11 protein-coding genes and 2 tRNA genes are annotated in these 15,622 nt (G+C 61.4%); 8 read left to right on the top strand and 5 right to left on the bottom strand.

From position 1 onward, the window contains the following. Together PG881_RS14460 and PG881_RS14465 are read left to right on the top strand one after the other, a co-directional pair. Window positions 1-75: transfer RNA gene (locus PG881_RS14460), tRNA-Met, on the top strand. Between the two features lie 96 nt (window positions 76-171). Further along, a tRNA-Met gene (locus PG881_RS14465) sits at window positions 172-248 on the top strand. 26 nt (window positions 249-274) lie between these two features. On the opposite strand, the gene PG881_RS14470 is transcribed toward PG881_RS14465, so the two are convergent. After that, entirely contained in the window at window positions 275-433 is a 159-nt protein-coding gene (locus PG881_RS14470; protein WP_270800842.1) for a hypothetical protein, read from the bottom strand. On the opposite strand from PG881_RS14470, the gene PG881_RS14475 reads away from it, so the two are divergent. After that, a complete protein-coding gene (locus tag PG881_RS14475) occupies window positions 421-1,917 on the top strand; it encodes a M17 family metallopeptidase (RefSeq protein ID WP_270800844.1) in 1,497 nt (498 codons plus the stop codon). The two genes, PG881_RS14470 and PG881_RS14475, sit on opposite strands and share 13 nt — an antisense overlap. An 8-nt stretch (window positions 1,918-1,925) precedes the next feature. Continuing rightward, window positions 1,926-2,606, top strand: coding sequence for a pyrimidine 5'-nucleotidase (yjjG, locus tag PG881_RS14480; protein WP_024946307.1), 681 nt, complete (start codon window positions 1,926-1,928; stop codon window positions 2,604-2,606). Window positions 2,607-2,685: 79 nt separating this feature from the next. On the opposite strand, the gene PG881_RS14485 is transcribed toward yjjG, so the two are convergent. The 4 genes from PG881_RS14485 to elyC form a co-directional block, all read right to left on the bottom strand. Next, window positions 2,686-3,942, bottom strand: a complete 1,257-nt coding sequence (locus tag PG881_RS14485; RefSeq protein WP_039215018.1) for a M20 family metallo-hydrolase — start codon at window positions 3,940-3,942, stop codon at window positions 2,686-2,688. Between the two features lie 1,209 nt (window positions 3,943-5,151). Continuing rightward, window positions 5,152-6,123 (bottom strand): 6-phosphofructokinase, encoded by a 972-nt coding sequence (gene pfkA, locus PG881_RS14490; RefSeq protein ID WP_011706225.1) that lies wholly within the window; start codon window positions 6,121-6,123, stop codon window positions 5,152-5,154. Window positions 6,124-6,270: 147 nt separating this feature from the next. Further along, window positions 6,271-7,026 (bottom strand): triose-phosphate isomerase, encoded by a 756-nt coding sequence (gene tpiA, locus PG881_RS14495; protein WP_016350610.1) that lies wholly within the window; start codon window positions 7,024-7,026, stop codon window positions 6,271-6,273. A gap of 135 nt (window positions 7,027-7,161) precedes the next feature. Continuing rightward, window positions 7,162-7,932, bottom strand: a complete 771-nt coding sequence (gene elyC, locus PG881_RS14500) for an envelope biogenesis factor ElyC (RefSeq protein ID WP_029303112.1) — start codon at window positions 7,930-7,932, stop codon at window positions 7,162-7,164. Window positions 7,933-8,231: 299 nt separating this feature from the next. Between elyC and cmoM the strand changes: the two genes are divergently transcribed. From cmoM to mukB, 4 genes are all read left to right on the top strand, one after another. After that, complete coding sequence (gene cmoM, locus PG881_RS14505; protein WP_029303111.1) at window positions 8,232-9,008, top strand: tRNA uridine 5-oxyacetic acid(34) methyltransferase CmoM; 777 nt, start codon at window positions 8,232-8,234, stop codon at window positions 9,006-9,008. 77 nt (window positions 9,009-9,085) lie between these two features. Continuing rightward, window positions 9,086-10,405, top strand: coding sequence for a chromosome partition protein MukF (gene mukF, locus PG881_RS14510; RefSeq protein ID WP_270800849.1), 1,320 nt, complete (start codon window positions 9,086-9,088; stop codon window positions 10,403-10,405). After that, window positions 10,386-11,123: a chromosome partition protein MukE gene (gene mukE / locus PG881_RS14515; RefSeq protein WP_011706220.1), complete on the top strand. Its 738-nt coding sequence runs from the start codon at window positions 10,386-10,388 to the stop codon at window positions 11,121-11,123. Before mukF ends, mukE begins: the two co-directional genes overlap by 20 nt. 27 nt (window positions 11,124-11,150) lie before the next feature. Beyond that, complete coding sequence (mukB, locus tag PG881_RS14520) at window positions 11,151-15,578, top strand: chromosome partition protein MukB (protein WP_270800850.1); 4,428 nt, start codon at window positions 11,151-11,153, stop codon at window positions 15,576-15,578. Window positions 15,579-15,622 lie beyond the last annotated feature (44 nt).

The raw sequence follows: 15,622 nt of genomic DNA on the forward strand, positions 1-15,622 counted from the left end.
CGGGGTGGAGCAGCTCGGTAGCTCGTCGGGCTCATAACCCGAAGGTCGTCGGTTCAAATCCGGCCCCCGCAACCAACTATTTGTGTCCATGGCAAGCGCATTGCGCTGCGGTGGAGACGAAGACAGCAAGGGGCATCTGCTCTGTCTCTTGTGGTGGCAGTACAATTCGGACGCGGGGTGGAGCAGCTCGGTAGCTCGTCGGGCTCATAACCCGAAGGTCGTCGGTTCAAATCCGGCCCCCGCAACCAACTTCCTTTCTCTATTACGCTAATCCTCAGCTTGTCATCCAGCCGCCTTCGCGGTCGTTCTGCTTTGTGCCGCCTTCACGCTTGATATTGATTTTCAAGTGCAAATCTGGCTGTGACCCCGCTTTGTTGGGTATCATCTCTGGTATCTCTTCATGGATGAGGGCCTTGCCCAATGATGCAACCATTTACCTATCTGCCGCCGCAGATCGACATTCACGACGCCGGCCTCACTGCCGTTCTCACCAACGGCCTGGCCGCCAACCTGCTGATCTGCGCCGAAGATCGCCGCGAAAGCCTGCTGGCTCTGCCCGAGTTTGCCGCCGTCGGCGCCCAGATCGCGCTGGGGCAAAAAGCGCCCTACAGCCTGGTGCTGCACAATACCCTGCAACTGCTGATCTTCCTGCCGGCACACCCGGCGCGCGATCATGCCCTCTACAAGCAGGTGCGCGGCTGGGTTGCGCCGCTGGCCGGGCTCAAGATCGAGCGGTTGGGGCTGCACCTGGAAGGCTTTGACGAGGCAGATACCACGCTGTTGGCCGAACTGGTGCTGGCCACCTTGCTGGCCGCCAACGTACCGCTGCCCAGTCACAAGCATCGTAGCGAAGATTCCTGGCGCTACCAGCAGATTGCGGTGTCCCCCAATTGCGTGCTGGATCTGGCGCGGATCTATGCCGAGGCGGAAGGCAACGGTCTGGCGCGCCATCTGGCGGTGTCGCCGGCCTCCGATCTGACCGCCCGCAGCTACCGGGAGTGGGTGCGCCAGCTCGCCCAGAGCGAGGGCTGGCAGTGGCATGAGTACGATCAGGCCCAGCTCGCCGAGCGGGGCGCTGGCGCCTTCATCGCGGTGGCGCGCGGTTCGGAAGACAACCAGGCCGCCATGGTCAAGCTGAGCTACTGTCCGCCCAATGCGGTGCGGCGGCTGGCGCTGGTGGGCAAGGGGATCTGCCACGATTCGGGTGGCTACAACCTCAAGATCTCCGGCAGCATGTATGGTATGCACCTGGACATGGGGGGCAGTGCGGTGGCACTGGGGACGCTCCATGCCATCAGTCGGGCCAGGTTGCCTTATGAGGTGCACTGCTGGCTCGCCATCGCCGAGAACCACATAGGCCCGCTCGCCTACCGGCCGGGGGAGGTGGTGACCGCCCTCAACGGCACCACCATCGAGGTGGTGGACACCGATGCCGAGGGGCGCATGGTGCTGGCGGATACCCTCTGCATGGCGGTGCAGGACAACCCGGATCTGTTGATCGACTACGCCACCCTGACCGGGGCCTGCAAGCGGGCACTCGGCAGCCGCTACAGCGGCGCCTTCACCAACCGCCCCCAGTGGCTGGGGGAGCTGATCAATCTTGGCCAGCGCAGCGGCGAGCGGATCTGGCCCTTCCCGCTGGATGAGGACTACGACGACAACCTCGATAGCGAGTGGGCCGATCTGTTACAGTGTGCGCCGGGCTCGTCGCCGGATCACATCGATGCGGCCCGCTTCCTCAGCCGCTTCGTCCCCGCCCAGACCCCCTGGCTGCACCTCGACTTGAGCGGTTTTCGCAACAAGGGCGGCAATGGTGTGGTCAGCAGCGAGGTGACCGGATTCGGGGTCAGATTGACACTGGATCTGCTGGCCGGCCCGCTGGGGCGGCGCAATGAATTTGATCAACCAGAACAGTAAGGGATCCCGTGAAAGTACCAAGTTATGACTGGGTGTTGTTCGATCTGGACGAAACACTGCTCGATTTCCCGGTCGCCCAGGCGCTGGAACAGACGCTGCACATTTACGGCGTGACGCCGACCCCGCCCAAGATGGCGGAGTACCATGCCCTCAACCACCGGCTCTGGCAGCAGTACAACTCTGGCGAGATCGATGCCGCCCACCTGCAGCAGACCCGTTTCTCCCTGTTTGCCGAACAGGTGGACGTGGCGCCGATGGCGATGAACGATACCTTCCTGCAGCAGATCATCGCCCTGAGCATGCCGCTGGAGGGGGTGGTGGAGACGCTGCAGGCGTTGAAGAGCAAGGTGAAGATGGGGATCATCACCAACGGTTTCAGCCTGCCGCAGCGCGGCCGCCTCGACAAGCTGGGCTGGAACGAGTGGTTCGAGCCGTTGGTGATCTCGGACGAGGTACAGGTGACCAAGCCGGCGGCGGCCATTTTCCAGCATGCCCTCGAGCTGATGCAGCGCCCGGATCCGGCGCGGGTGCTGATGGTGGGGGACAACCCCAAGACCGATATCGCCGGCGCCGCGGCGCAGGGGCTGGCAACTTGCTGGTACAACCCGGCTCGCCAGGATGGCCCGTGCGAGGCGACCCACGAGATCCACCACTTCGCCCACCTCTCGGCCATCGTGCTGGGGCAGTAGATGCAACAGACCCTTGCCAGACAAGGGGTGAAAAAAACAAGGCAGCCCACGGGCTGCCTTGTTTGTATCCGGCTGTTTGCTAGCGGCCGAGGCGAGCCAGCAACCAGGACTCCAGCAGTGCCACGCCGGGGGCCAGCACTGCCTCGTCGAAGTCGAACTCCGGGTGATGATGGGGCGCCGCCAGATTGGCTCCCAGGATCAGGTAGGCCGCCTCGCCACCGCTTCGCTGCACCCGTTCGATGAGAAAGCCTGCGTCCTCGCTGGCGCCGAAACGGCGGGTATGGATGGTTTCCAGCTTGAGCGCCTGGGCGAGCGGAATGATCTCTTCAAGCAGGCTCGGACTGTTGTCGATACCGATGGCTTCACCCTGCTTGCGAATGAGGTAGGTGGCGCCTTGCATCATGGCAGCCCCTTCCACCATCTGCTGCACCTGGCTGAACATGTAGTCGTTGAGGGCCGGCGTGGCGCCCCGGGTCTCCCCCTGCAACAGGGCATGACCCGGGATCACGTTGCGGCCGCTGCCGCCATGGAGCTGGCCCACGTTGATGCGGGTCATGCCATCGCGGTGGCGGGCGATGCCGAGCATGGCGGTGGTGGCCATGCAGGCCGCCGCCAGCGCATTGCTGCCGGCATTGGGCTCAAGCCCGGCGTGAGCGGCACGCCCCATGAACTCCACGTCGAACTTGGTGGAGCAGAGAAACTCGGTGGGATTGACCACCAGCTCGCCGCTGTTGGCATGAATGCCGATATGCAGCGCCAGCAGGGCATCCACGTCGTCGAGTTGACCACCGGCGGCCAGCGCCTTGCCGCCGCGGCAGCCCTCTTCAGCGGGCTGGAAGAACAGCTTGATGCGGCCATTCAGCCGATCGGCGAGGGCGGCGATCCGCTCGGCTAGCACCAGCCCGATGGCGGTATGGCCGTCATGGGCGCAGGCGTGCATCCAGCCGGCGTTGCGCGAGTGCCACCCCTCCTGGCTGGGGGGATGCAGCTCATCCTGGCTCTCTTCGACCTCCACTGCATCGATGTCGAAGCGAAAGGCCAGGGTCGGACCCGGACGGCCGCTGTCCCACAGTCCCATTACGCCCGTTATCTCTTCTATCCTGCCCAGCCAGTCCGGATGGGCACCCTGGCGCAGGGCTCGCTCCTTCTGGGCCTGCACGTCGATGTTGCGTCCCATGATGAGGTTGCTGGCCAGCAGCTTGTCGCCCAGCATGATGGAGAAACCGAGTTCACTGAGGTGGTGGGCGATGAGGGAGCTGGTACGAAATTCACACCAGGCCGCTTCGGGCAGACGATGAAGATCACGACGCCAATGGCTTAGCGCATCTTGTGTCATGGTAATTCCTGCATGGCGAATCCAGCGGACATTGTGACGGGCAGGGGGGCAAGAGTAAATCCCACAGACGCAACAGGGGGAGCCACTGGCTCCCCCTGTTTACAGGCTACCTCTGGCAGGCAGCTGCAATTATGTTCGCTTGGTCGTACTAATGGCCGTATTTGTCGTTGTTTTCGATGAACTACAAAAAAATGACATTAAGCGGTGAATTAACCAGCGTGGCGATGCCTGTCGTTGCCCATCAGGATCATTGAGTGGGCAACTAACCGCCTCAAAGCTGTGACAGTGACGGCAGAGAGACGGCAACCAGAGTGAAAAACACAGTAAAAACTGCAGTAACCACAAACTCTTTCATATTTTTGTCTCCCTTGGCTGACTGTTGATGGAACCAAGATACCACAATTGTGCGGTAAAACAATAGTAAACTGCATTTATTGGTTGAGATGTGGCTTTTGGTCATTGAAAGCTTCATTTTTGCAATTTTAAGCTCACTTTATCATCTCGATGGTCATTCTGTTCGATGGAGAGAAGTTGAATATTAAGTTATCTCAATTAAAACAATGCATTAGTTAATTTTATTACGATGCAGGTAATGGGGTTTATATGAGGCTTTTTTGTTTTTTTAAAATTATGTCGGCAAAAAATGACGATTTTTAGAGGAGAGTGATGACCCTGCCATGGTTTGGGCTGCTGTCAGCGTCATTTTCCGTCTCCAACATGTTTTTGTCGCAGTCGAACGGTTTTTCCCTGTCGTGACGCCACCTTCTGACATGTCTCTTCCCGTCTTTTTGCAAAATCCCCTCTGCTGATGATGCTCTGTCGGCCCACTTTTCGTCTCTGTTCGGATCTTTTCCTGGCATGTTGGCGGCCCGATGGGGCGCCTGCGGTCGGCAACGCCAAGGGACAGAGCAAAAGACAGAGCAAGAAGAGTGTGCAGAGAGGTCGTGCTGTTTTGGGCAGAAACCGGGCTGCAGAGGGTCGTGTACCGCGTTGTTGCTCCCCCTGAAGAAGCAATGCCGGTTGAACCGGTTAACGGTGCAAGGGGCCCCGAAGCAGGGGGTGGGCAGACAATAAACAGAGGAAGCGCTGCGAGGGGCGCAGGGATGGCTGCAACGAGGTGGTGTCATGGCCCCGGGCGTGGCGAGCAGGGCCCAATGAAAAAGCCCTCCAGTGGAGGGCTTTTGTCACAGCAACCTGAGTAAGCAGGGCTTAGAACAGGGTGGTGGAGAGATCGTAGAGCTCCTGATCGAAGGGGCGCTTGAGGTTCTCGATGCAGTCGATGATGTCGTGGTGCACCATCTCGTTGCGCTGGATGCCGACGCAGCGACCACCGTGACCGGCCAGCAGCTGCTCGACGGCGTAGGCACCCATACGGCTGGACATGATGCGGTCACGCGCGGTGGGGGTGCCGCCACGCTGGATGTGGCCCAGGATGGTGGCGCGGGTTTCGCGGCCGGTCAGGGCTTCGATGTCCTTGGCCAGGGCGTTCACGTCGGTGACGTGCTCACAGATGGTGATGATGGCGTGCTTCTTACCCTTGGCTTCGCCTTCCTTGATCTGTTGCAGCAGCTTGTCCTTGTCGAACGCCACTTCCGGCACGATCACGTACTCGGCACCGCCGGCAACGGCGGCGGACATGGCCAGATCACCACAGTGGCGGCCCATGATCTCGACCACGGAGATGCGATGGTGGGAGCTGCAGGTATCGCGCAGACGGTCGATGGCGTCTACCACCACGTTCAGCGCGGTATCAAAGCCGATGGTGAAGTCGGTACCGGCGATGTCGTTGTCGATAGTGCCCGGCAGGCCGATGCAGGGGAAACCCTCTTCGGTCAGCTTCTTGGCACCCATGTAGGAACCGTCACCGCCGATCACCACCAGGGCGTCGATGCCGTGCTTTTTCAGATTTTCGATCGCTTCGGCGCGCACTTTCGGATCTTTGAAGGCGGGGAAACGGGCGGAGCCGAGGAAGGTACCACCACGGTTGACCACGTCGGAGACGCTGTGACGCTCCAGCTTGACGATACGGTCCTGGTGCAGGCCGAGGTAGCCATCATAGATGCCGTAGACTTCCAGGCCATGATGCAGACCGGCGCGCACCACGGCGCGGATGGCTGCGTTCATACCCGGTGCGTCACCACCACTGGTCAAAACACCAATACGTTTGATTTGTTTGGTCATGAGTGCCTCTGGATCTGAGTTGTCGAATACGAAATGGTTGAATGAGACAAGCCACTTTTACTATATCGGCTTTCCTATGGGATACGGCGGCTGCCATAGGAAAAGCGATATGCAGGAGGGGGCAAGTGCCCCCTCCATGGCAGCCGATTACTTGGCCGCGCCAGCGATGATCTGGGAGAAGTCGTCCACTTTCAGGGACGCACCACCCACCAGGCCGCCGTCGATGTCAGGCTGACCGAACAGGTCGGCAGCGGTGGCACCGGTGACGGAACCACCGTACAGGATCTGTACCTTGGCAGCCACGGCAGCGTCGAAGCCGGCCAGATACTGACGGATGTGAGCGTGAACGGCCTGAGCGATTTCCGGGGTGGCAGTCTTGCCGGTACCGATGGCCCATACCGGCTCGTAAGCCACGACGGCGTTGTTGAAGGAGGCGATACCGCAACGGTCGATCACGGCTTTGAGCTGGGTTTCGACCACGGAGTTGGTGGTGCCGGCTTCGAACTGAGCCAGAGTCTCACCGATGCACAGCACGGGGATCAGGCCGCCTTTCTGGATGGCTTCATACTTGGCAGCAACCACGTCGTCGGTCTCTGCGTGCAGGGTACGACGCTCGCTGTGGCCGACCAGGGAGTAGGTGCAACCGAAGGCTTTGAGCATGGACGGAGCGTTCTCGCCGGTGAAGGCGCCGGACTCGTGAACGTCGGCGTTCTGGGCACCGTAGGCAATCTTGCTGCCGGCGGTCAGTTGCTCAACCAGACCCAAAAAGATAACCGGCGGGCAGACGGCGACTTGCACAGAAGGATGAGCGGCAGCAGCCGGGGTCAGTCCTTTGATCAGAGCTTCGACGGAAGCTTTGGTGCCGTTCAGTTTCCAGTTACCCATTACCAGGTGCTGTCTCATCTTGTATATCTCCTAGGCATTTGATTGCGCGACATTATATGAATTGAACCGAGCCCAAGATAGCTGACCCGGCGGCAAATGACGTAATTTTTTTTCGCTTTCCTGATCCAAATCAGGAATGAAAGGCTCGATTGCTCAATCGTTAACCTGCCCCCGCAAACGGGCCCACCATACCCCAATCCATTCGTGAATGGCAGCCTCGGAATACATCAGATAGCGCCCTTTTGGCAGGTAGCTGTAGAGGGGCTGGGCCACCTGACTCTGCTTGGCGGTGTAGTCGGTGGGGGCAGGCACGGCGTTCAGTCCTTGACCCTGATAGAGCGCCATGGCCCGTGGCAGATGGGTTGCCGAGCTCACCAGCGCCACCCGCTTGCCCTTGAGGTGACGGCTGATGCTGACCGCCTCGTCATGGGTGTCTTTGTTGTTTTCAAACAACGTCATCCGCGAGCGGGGAATGCCGAGACTCACCGCCATGCGGGCGTTGACCTCGGCGTTCGACAGGGGATCCCCCGAGACATAGCCTGAAAAGATGAGCTCAGCCTGCGGATAAGCCTGAGCGAGCCGTACCCCCTCGAGGGTGCGGGCCAGCGCAATATTGTTTTGCCAGGATCGCTCGGGCACCGCCGGATCGCTGACATGGCCGTTACCGAGCACAACGATGGCCTCGATGTCCGGATGCTGGCTTGTCTCGAAGGGGGGAAAGGTCTGCTCCAGCCCGCGGGCCAGCTCGTAGCTCACCGGGCGCATCCCCATCAGGGTGACCAGCAGCAGCGAGAGGGTCGCCAGCAGCTTGCCGGTCTTTTGGAAACGGGTGAACCAGAGCAACAATAGCGCCAGCAGCAGCAGGCTGAGGGAGAAGGGGAGCGGCATCAGCAGCTGGCCCAGCCACTTTTTGAGGTCAAACAGGGCGTCCACTTGTTATTCCTTATATAACAATGCATTAAAAAATTATTAAGGATTTTGGCGCCCTTGTATAGGCGCCTCTTCCCAAGGCTGCATGGCGCCATCAAGGCACACAGGTTGTGCAGTGCCTGCCCGCACAACCCCGAAAAGCGCGAAACGGGGGCAAAGTGGGCGCCAAACGATGTTTTTTCCATCACCTGGGGGAGGGAGCTGCGCCTTGAGTTTTCAGCAAATTCGGGATGTGACAGAATACCCTCTTTTTCGTCAGGCCCGTTTCCCGTGGCCACAGAGTTGAGTTCGTCTTGAAGCAAGATCAGAGTTTTGACGGGCGCGCCGACAAGTTCGCCCGCAACATTTATGACTCCACCAAGGGGCGCATCCGCACCACAGTGGTGTGGAGCGACATCGAAGCCTGCCTGGCCCGCCTTGGCAACCGGCCGTTGCGCATCCTGGATGCGGGGGGCGGCTTTGGCTATTTCGCCCAGAAGCTGGCTGCCATGGGCCATCAGGTGGAGCTGTGCGATCTGTCGGCGGAAATGCTGGCATTGGCTCGCAGCCAGATCGCCGAGAAGGGGCTGGAAGACAGAATTCGTCTCATCCATTGCCCCATTCAGGATCTTAAAGCACACGTGACCGGCACCTTCGATCTGGTGCTCTGTCACGCGGTGCTGGAGTGGCTCGCCGAGCCGCGCCAGACCTTGCTCGGTCTGTTCCCTTTCGTCAATGCCGGGGGCATACTGTCGCTGCTTTTTTACAACCGTCACGGTCTGCTGTTCCAGAGCCTGGTGGTGGGCAATTTTGACTACGTGCGCCAGGGGCTCAACAAGAAGCGCCAGACTGCGCTGACCCCCACCAATCCCCAGCTGCCGGAGCAGGTCTACGACTGGATTGGCCGAGGCGGGCTCAAGATCATCGGCAAGACCGGGGTGCGGGTGATCCACGACTACATGCGCCACAAGCAGGATCAGCGAGAAAAGTTCGACGATCTGCTGGCCATGGAGCTGCAATATTGCCGGCAAGAGCCGTTTATCTCCCTGGGGCGCTATATCCACGTGATGGCGCAAAAACCCACCGGTTGAGGCCCCCTTTTTTGATGCTACCGGATGTAGCCGCGCGCAAGGCTTTGCGCCCAATACAACAACGAGATGACAACATCATGATGAGTACATCCCGTACCCTGCCCGAAATGGTGGGATGGGTCAGGCAGGAGGGGTTGGCGCTGAGCCTGCCCACCGATCGGCTGGCCTTTCTGATTGCAATCAAGACGCTGTCCGAAGATGAATCGGATCTGTCGGAAGCGGCGCTGCACGATGCCTTTGGCTACGTCAGCAACGCCTTCGGCCAGATGGACGAGACCCTCACCGGTCGCGCCAACAACGCCATCAACGATCTCATTCGCCAGCAGCTGCTGTCGCGCTTCAACACCGACATGGTGGTGGGGGAGAGCCTCTATCGCCTGTCGCGCCTTGGCATGAGCATCGTCGATTTCTTCATGGATCAGCGTCAGGTTGACTCCATCAAGCTCTCCATTTTGCTCGAGCATTTGGCGGCCGAGCTCGACACCGCCCGCAAGGCGGCGCTCGAGACCAACACCCGCGAGCAGTGGGACGCCGAGGTGCTGCCACGGCTCACCTTCTCGCTGGAGGAGACGCTGGGGCGCATCGATCTGACCCAGCGCGCCATGGATGAGCAGCAGAATCAGGTCAAGAGCGAGATCGCGGCCCTGCTGACCCAGAACTGGGTCGATGCCATCCACAGCTGCGAAAAACTGCTGCACGAGACCGGCCAGACCCTGCGCGAACTACAAGATACCCTGGATGCCGCCGGCCACCGCCTGCAGGCGGGGCTGCTCAACATTCAGGAAGCGGCGCAAGGGCGTGACGATCTGTTCCACGTCGAGGAGCTGACCCACGCCCTGCAGGGGCGGCTGGATGTCATCACCAGCTGGGGCCAGCAGTGTATCGAGCTGTGGGCCCGCTATGACAGGCACGTTCACAAGTTCATCCGCAACGCCATCGACATGGACAAGAACCGCGCTTTCAGCCAGCGGCTGCGCGACTCCATCCGCAATTTCGAGCAACACAACTGGTTGCTGCGGGTGGCCGAAGAGCCGCGTCTGCTGGAGCTGCGCGACGAGACCATCGCCATCCACGACGAGGAGGTGACCGGCGAGGTGCCCCTCGAGATGGAGTACATGGAGATGGTGGACATCAACCAGGAGCTGGCCGAGCGCATCGAGCGCTACCTGGCCCGCTACCCGGAGCAGGGCCAGCAGCTGGATCTCGCCGACGTGCTGCGCGAATACCTGCTGGACTACCCGGCCCATGCCCACTTCGACGTGGCGCGTCTTCTGATCGACCAGGCCGTGCGCCTGGGCCATGCCAGCGGCGAGCACCAGTTGCATCGTCAGCCCGCATGGAAACCCATTAACCAAGCTGGATCCAAGGTTCAGGCCTATGTCATTGATCAATACTGAGTTTCCCTTGCCGCTGCGGCTCGCAGAGGCGATTGCCAACCCCTTGTTTCCGCGCATTGACACCGCCTTGCGCTCCGGCCGCCACATCAGTGCCGACGAGTTCGAACAGCACTCGGCGCTGGTGGAGTACCACCAGGAGCTGGAGATCTTCTACGGCCGCTATCAGGTTGAACTGATCAAGGCGCCGGAAGGCTTCTTCTATCTGCGCCCGCGCCCGAGCGCCGACATCGGCACCACCGTCCTCTCCGAGCTCGACATGCTGGTGGGCAAGGTACTCTGTTACCTCTACCTGAGCCCGGATCGGCTCGCCTCGGAAGGGGTGTTCGCCATGGGCGAACTGCAAGAAGAGGTGCTGAGCCTGGCCGACGAGAAGCAGCTGCTGCGGATGGTCAACAGCCGCTCCGGCGGCACCGATCTGGACAAGAAGAAGCTCTTGGAGAAGATCCGCACCTCCATGCGCCGTCTGCGCCGCCTTGGCATGATCACCGCCCTCGGCAACAGCGATAAATTCCGAGTCAACGAGTCGGTGTTCCGCTTTGCCGCCGACGTGCGCTCCGATGAGGATCCGCGCGCCGTCCAGCTGCGGATGATCCAGGAGGGCGAGGCCATCTTCCACGACGACGAAATGCCGAGCAGCGACTCGCTGTTTGAGGATATCGAGGCAGATCTCGATGAAGAGCAGCTTGAACTGGAGGTGGAAGATGACCTGCAGCGTTAAATCCAAGGCCCAGATGGAGGCAAAGTCGTGAGAGGCAAATTCAAATCCCTGACCATGGTCAACTGGAACGGCTTCTTCGCCCGCACCTTCGATCTCGACCAGCTGGTCACTACCCTGTCCGGCGGCAACGGCGCGGGCAAGTCCACCACCATGGCGGCCTTTATCGCGGCGCTCATTCCCGACCAGTCGCTGCTCCATTTCCGCAATACCACGGAAGCGGGCTCCAGCAGCGCGTCTCGCGACAAGGGGCTCTACGGCAAGCTGCAGCGCGGCCACTGCTACTCCCTTTTGGAAGTAATGAACAGCCGCGAGCAACGGATCTGGGTCGGCGTTCACCTCGAGCAGGTGGCCAACCGTGACAACAAGGTCAACATCACCCCGTTCGCGCTGGTAGATGTGCCGGAGCAGTTGCAACCCACCGATCTGCTGCTGGAGAAGCTCGATGACGGCAAGGGGCGGGTACGTGCCTTCGCCGATCTGAAAGGGGCCGCCGCGGAGCTGGGGGCGCTGAAAGTCGCCAAGTTCAATACGGTGACCGACTATCACAACTTCATGTTCGAGTTCGGCATCACCCCGAAGAAGCTGCGTGATCAAAAGGATCGCGGCAAGTTCTATCGCCTGATTGAAGCCTCCCTCTACGGCGGTATCTCTTCGTCCATCAGCCGCTCCCTGCGTGAATACCTGCTGCCGGAGAACTCCGGCGTGCGCAAGGCCTTCCAGGACATGGAGGCGGCCATCTACGAGAACCGCCGCACCCTGGAGGCGATCAAGGAGACGCAAGGTCAGCGGGATCTGTTCAAGAACCTCATTACCGAGACCACCCACTATGTGGCGGCCGACTATGTGCGCAATGCCGCCGAGAAGAATCGCCTCTCCGAGCTGGCCCTCAAGGCCCGCCAGGAGCTGGCAGGCAAGCGTCGCCTGCTGGCCGAAGAGAAGCAGCGCGCCATCTATCTGGCCGACGAGGTGGAGCAGCTCACCAACCGCGAGAAACTGCTGACCGACGAGCTGGAGTCTGCCGCCGAGCACCTGGCCAAGGTGATGGCAGCGGTTTCCTTGCAGAAGAAGATCGAGATGTACCGCGCCGATCTGGCTGAGCTGGTCGACAAGCTGGAGCAGCAGCAGGCGATCGTGGAGGAGATCCACGGCCAGCTGCTGGAGGTGGAAGAGCGCAAGGAGCTGGCGCAGGCAGAAGTCGACAGCCTCAAGACCCAGCTGGCCGATTACCAGCAGGCGCTGGATATCCAGCAGACCCGCGCCATCCAGTACCGTCAGGCGGTGCAGGCGCTGGAGACTGCCCGCGAGCAGTGCGAGCTGCTGGGGCTCGGCGCCGAACAGGCGAGCGACACCCTGCACCAGTTCCGCGCCGCCGAGCAGAGCCTCACCAGCCGGGTGCTGGGGGCCGAGCAGCAGCTGGCGCTGGCCAAGGCGGCGGTGGCCGAGCACGAAGCGGCGCTGGCGCTGCTGCTCAGCATCGCCCCCGAGACAGTGCGCGAGGCCGCCTGGCCCACCGCCCAGGCGCTGCTCAAGCGTCACATCGAAGACAAGGCTCGCATCGCCCAAGGGCAGGGGCTGCGCGCCGCGCTGGCTCGCCTCGAGAAAGAGAGCGAAAGCCAGAAAAATCTCTTCAAGCTGCGTGACGAGCTGCAGCAGGCCTCCGGCCAGCTGATTGCCAGCAGCGATGAGCTGGAGATTTTCCTCGAAGCCCAGCGTACCCGCCAGGAAGAGCTATCCGAGCAGCAGGCCGAGGTGAACCAGCGCCGCGCCAGCCTCGAGCATCAGGGCACCCAGCTCGGCCGCGATATCGCGGAACTCACCAAGCTGGCCCCGCGCTGGCTCAAATCCTTTGAAAAGCTCGAGCAGCTGCGCGAGCAGAGCGGTTTGCCGCTGACTACCGCCGAAGAGCTTTCGGCCGGTATGCAGAGCGTGCTCGACAAGGAGCGCGAGTTCGAGCAGGAGAGCAACCGCATCGCGGCGCAGAAACAGGCGCTGGAGCTGCAAATTCGCAACCTGCAGCTGGGGGCCGGTGAGGCGGATCCCCGTCTTGCCCGCATTGCCGAGCAGGTGGGGGGCGTGCTGCTCTCCGACGTCTATGACGACATCTCCATCGACGATGCCCCTTACTACTCCGCGCTCTATGGCCCGGCTCGCAGCGCCCTGGTGGTGCTCGACCTCGAAGGCGCCATCGAGCGGCTGAAAAAGCTGGAAGATTGCCCGGAAGATATTTACCTGATTCAGGGCAACCCCGACTCCTTTGACGAGGATCTGGTGGAAGCGGACGAGCTGGGGGACGCCGTGCTGGTGCGCACCAGCAAGCGTCAGGTGCGCTTCTCTCGCTACCCCGAGCTGCCGCTGTTTGGCCGCGCCGCCCGGGAAAAACGGATCGAGCAGCTCGACCTTGAGCGCGAAGGGCTCATCGAGGGTTATGCCAAGGCCGCCTTCGAGCAGCAGAAGTATCACCGTCTCTACGGGCATTTTCGCGACTTTATCGGCCAGCATCTGGATATCGCCTTCCGCCCCGACCCCGAAGCCGAAGTGCAGGCCAAACAGGCCGAACTGCGCGCGCTGCAAGGAACCATCAGCGAGTGTGACAAGCAGCTGGCGGATGCCAAAGCGGCCGCCGCCCAGCTGACCCGCCATATCCAGCTGGTGCAGGGGATGCTGCCCTTTGCTCACCTGTTTGCCGAGGTAGACCTGGCGGCCCGCCTCGAGGCGGCTCACGCCGACGTGGAGGCCCTTAAAACAGCCGAAGCCTTTATCGCCAAACACGGCAAGGCGCTGGAAAAACTGGAAACCATGGTGCAGGTGCTGCGTCAGGATCCGCAGGATCTGGCCGCGCTGCAGGCAGCTTACGATGAGGTGAGCGACCTGCTGGCCGAGCAGAAGCGCCGTTGCTACGCCCTCGATCAGCTGGTGGCCCGTCTGCCGCACTTTGCCTATCAGGATGCGCAAGACCTGCTGGGCAAGGCGTCCGAGATGAGCGAGCGGCTCAAAGAGAAGCTGAAAGCGGCCGAGCTGGCGGCCCGCACCGCTGGCGAGCAGCACAAGCAGATTGCCCAGCGCCACACCGAGGCGTTGCAGCTGCGCACCGCCCTCAACTCCAGCGTCGAGGCCAAGCGCCAGACCCTGACCGAGTTCGAGCAGGAGCTGGCAGCCATGGGGCTGACCCTCTCTGACGACATGGAAGAGAAGGCGCGCGCTCACAAGAAAGAGATCGAAGAGCTGCTGATCCGCACCCGTTCCCGTCGTACCAGTGCCGAGGCCCAGTTGCAGGTCACCAAGCGCGAGATCGAATCCCTCGGCGGTCGTCTCAAGCTGGAAGGCAAGGATTACTACGGCGCCCGTAAATCCCTGGTGGGTCACAAGGCGAGCTGGTCGCGGGTGGTGCGACTGGCGCGGGAGACCGACGTCGAGAAGCGTTTAAATAAGCGCGAGCTGGCGTACCTCGACAGCGACGAGCTGCGCTCCATGTCGGACAAGGCCCTCGGTGCCCTGCGGGTGGCGGTGGCCCACGACGAGGCCCTGCGCGATGCGCTGCGTCTATCCGAGGGCAACCGCAGCACCGAGCAGAAGGTGGCCTTCTACGTGCAGGTCTACCGTTACCTCAAGGATCGCATCCGCAACGACATCATCCGCTCCGATGATCCGGTCGAGGCGATCGAAGAGATGGAGATCGAGCTGGCCCGTCTGGCCGACGAGCTCAAGCAGCGGGAAACCCATCTGTCGCTCTCCTCCCATGAGGTGGCGGCCAAGATCACCAACATCATTCGCCGCGAGCAGAACCGCATCCGGGTGCTCAACCAGGGCTTGCAGAATATCGCCTTCGGTCTGGTGCGCGGGGTGCGCCTCAACGTCAATATCCGCGAGGCCCACACCCGTCTGCTGACGGCGCTGGCCGACCAAACTGCCATGCACAACGATCTGTTCGCCGACAAGGAGCTCAGCTTCTCCGAGGCGATGGCCAAGCTGTTCCAGCGCCTCAATCCGCAAGTAGAGCAGGGAGATCGCAGCTATCAGGTGATGGGCGATGTGCTGCTCGACTATCGCAACTACCTGGAGCTGGAGATCGAGGTGCAGCGCGGCGCCGATGGTTGGCTGCGTGCCGAGAGCGGTGCGCTCTCCACCGGCGAGGCGATCGGTACCGGTCAGGCCATCCTGCTGATGGTGCTGATCAGCTGGGAGGAGGAGTCTCGCCGTCTGCGCGGCAAGGATATCGCCCCCTGCCGCCTGCTCTTCCTCGACGAAGCAGCCCGTCTGGATGGCAAATCCATCGCCACCCTGTTCGAGCTGTGCGAGCGGCAGGATATGCAGCTGCTTATCGCGGCGCCCGAGAACATCAGCCCCGAGAAGGGCACCACCTACAAGCTCATCCGCAAGGTGCAGGGCAAGCACGAGCATGTGCATGTGGTGGGTCTGCGCGGCTTTGGCTTCGCCGACGACAAGCTCATCGCCTGACAGAGGCTGACGGACGAGGTATGAAAACGGGAGGCTTGGCCTCC

Source organism: Aeromonas sp. QDB54 (assembly GCF_027707385.1).
GTDB lineage: Bacteria > Pseudomonadota > Gammaproteobacteria > Enterobacterales > Aeromonadaceae > Aeromonas > Aeromonas hydrophila.

What these genes read in the sequence shown, in the direction of transcription:
- PG881_RS14475 (WP_270800844.1), top strand. Translation starts at nt 421, where the DNA reads ATGATGCAACCATTTACCTATCTGCCGCCGCAGATCGACATTCACGAC.
- PG881_RS14485 (WP_039215018.1), bottom strand. Translation starts at nt 3,942, where the DNA reads ATGACACAAGATGCGCTAAGCCATTGGCGTCGTGATCTTCATCGTCTG.
- PG881_RS14470 (WP_270800842.1), bottom strand. Translation starts at nt 433, where the DNA reads ATGGTTGCATCATTGGGCAAGGCCCTCATCCATGAAGAGATACCAGAG.
- mukF (WP_270800849.1), top strand. Translation starts at nt 9,086, where the DNA reads ATGATGAGTACATCCCGTACCCTGCCCGAAATGGTGGGATGGGTCAGG.
- pfkA (WP_011706225.1), bottom strand. Translation starts at nt 6,123, where the DNA reads ATGACCAAACAAATCAAACGTATTGGTGTTTTGACCAGTGGTGGTGAC.
- tpiA (WP_016350610.1), bottom strand. Translation starts at nt 7,026, where the DNA reads ATGAGACAGCACCTGGTAATGGGTAACTGGAAACTGAACGGCACCAAA.
- mukE (WP_011706220.1), top strand. Translation starts at nt 10,386, where the DNA reads ATGTCATTGATCAATACTGAGTTTCCCTTGCCGCTGCGGCTCGCAGAG.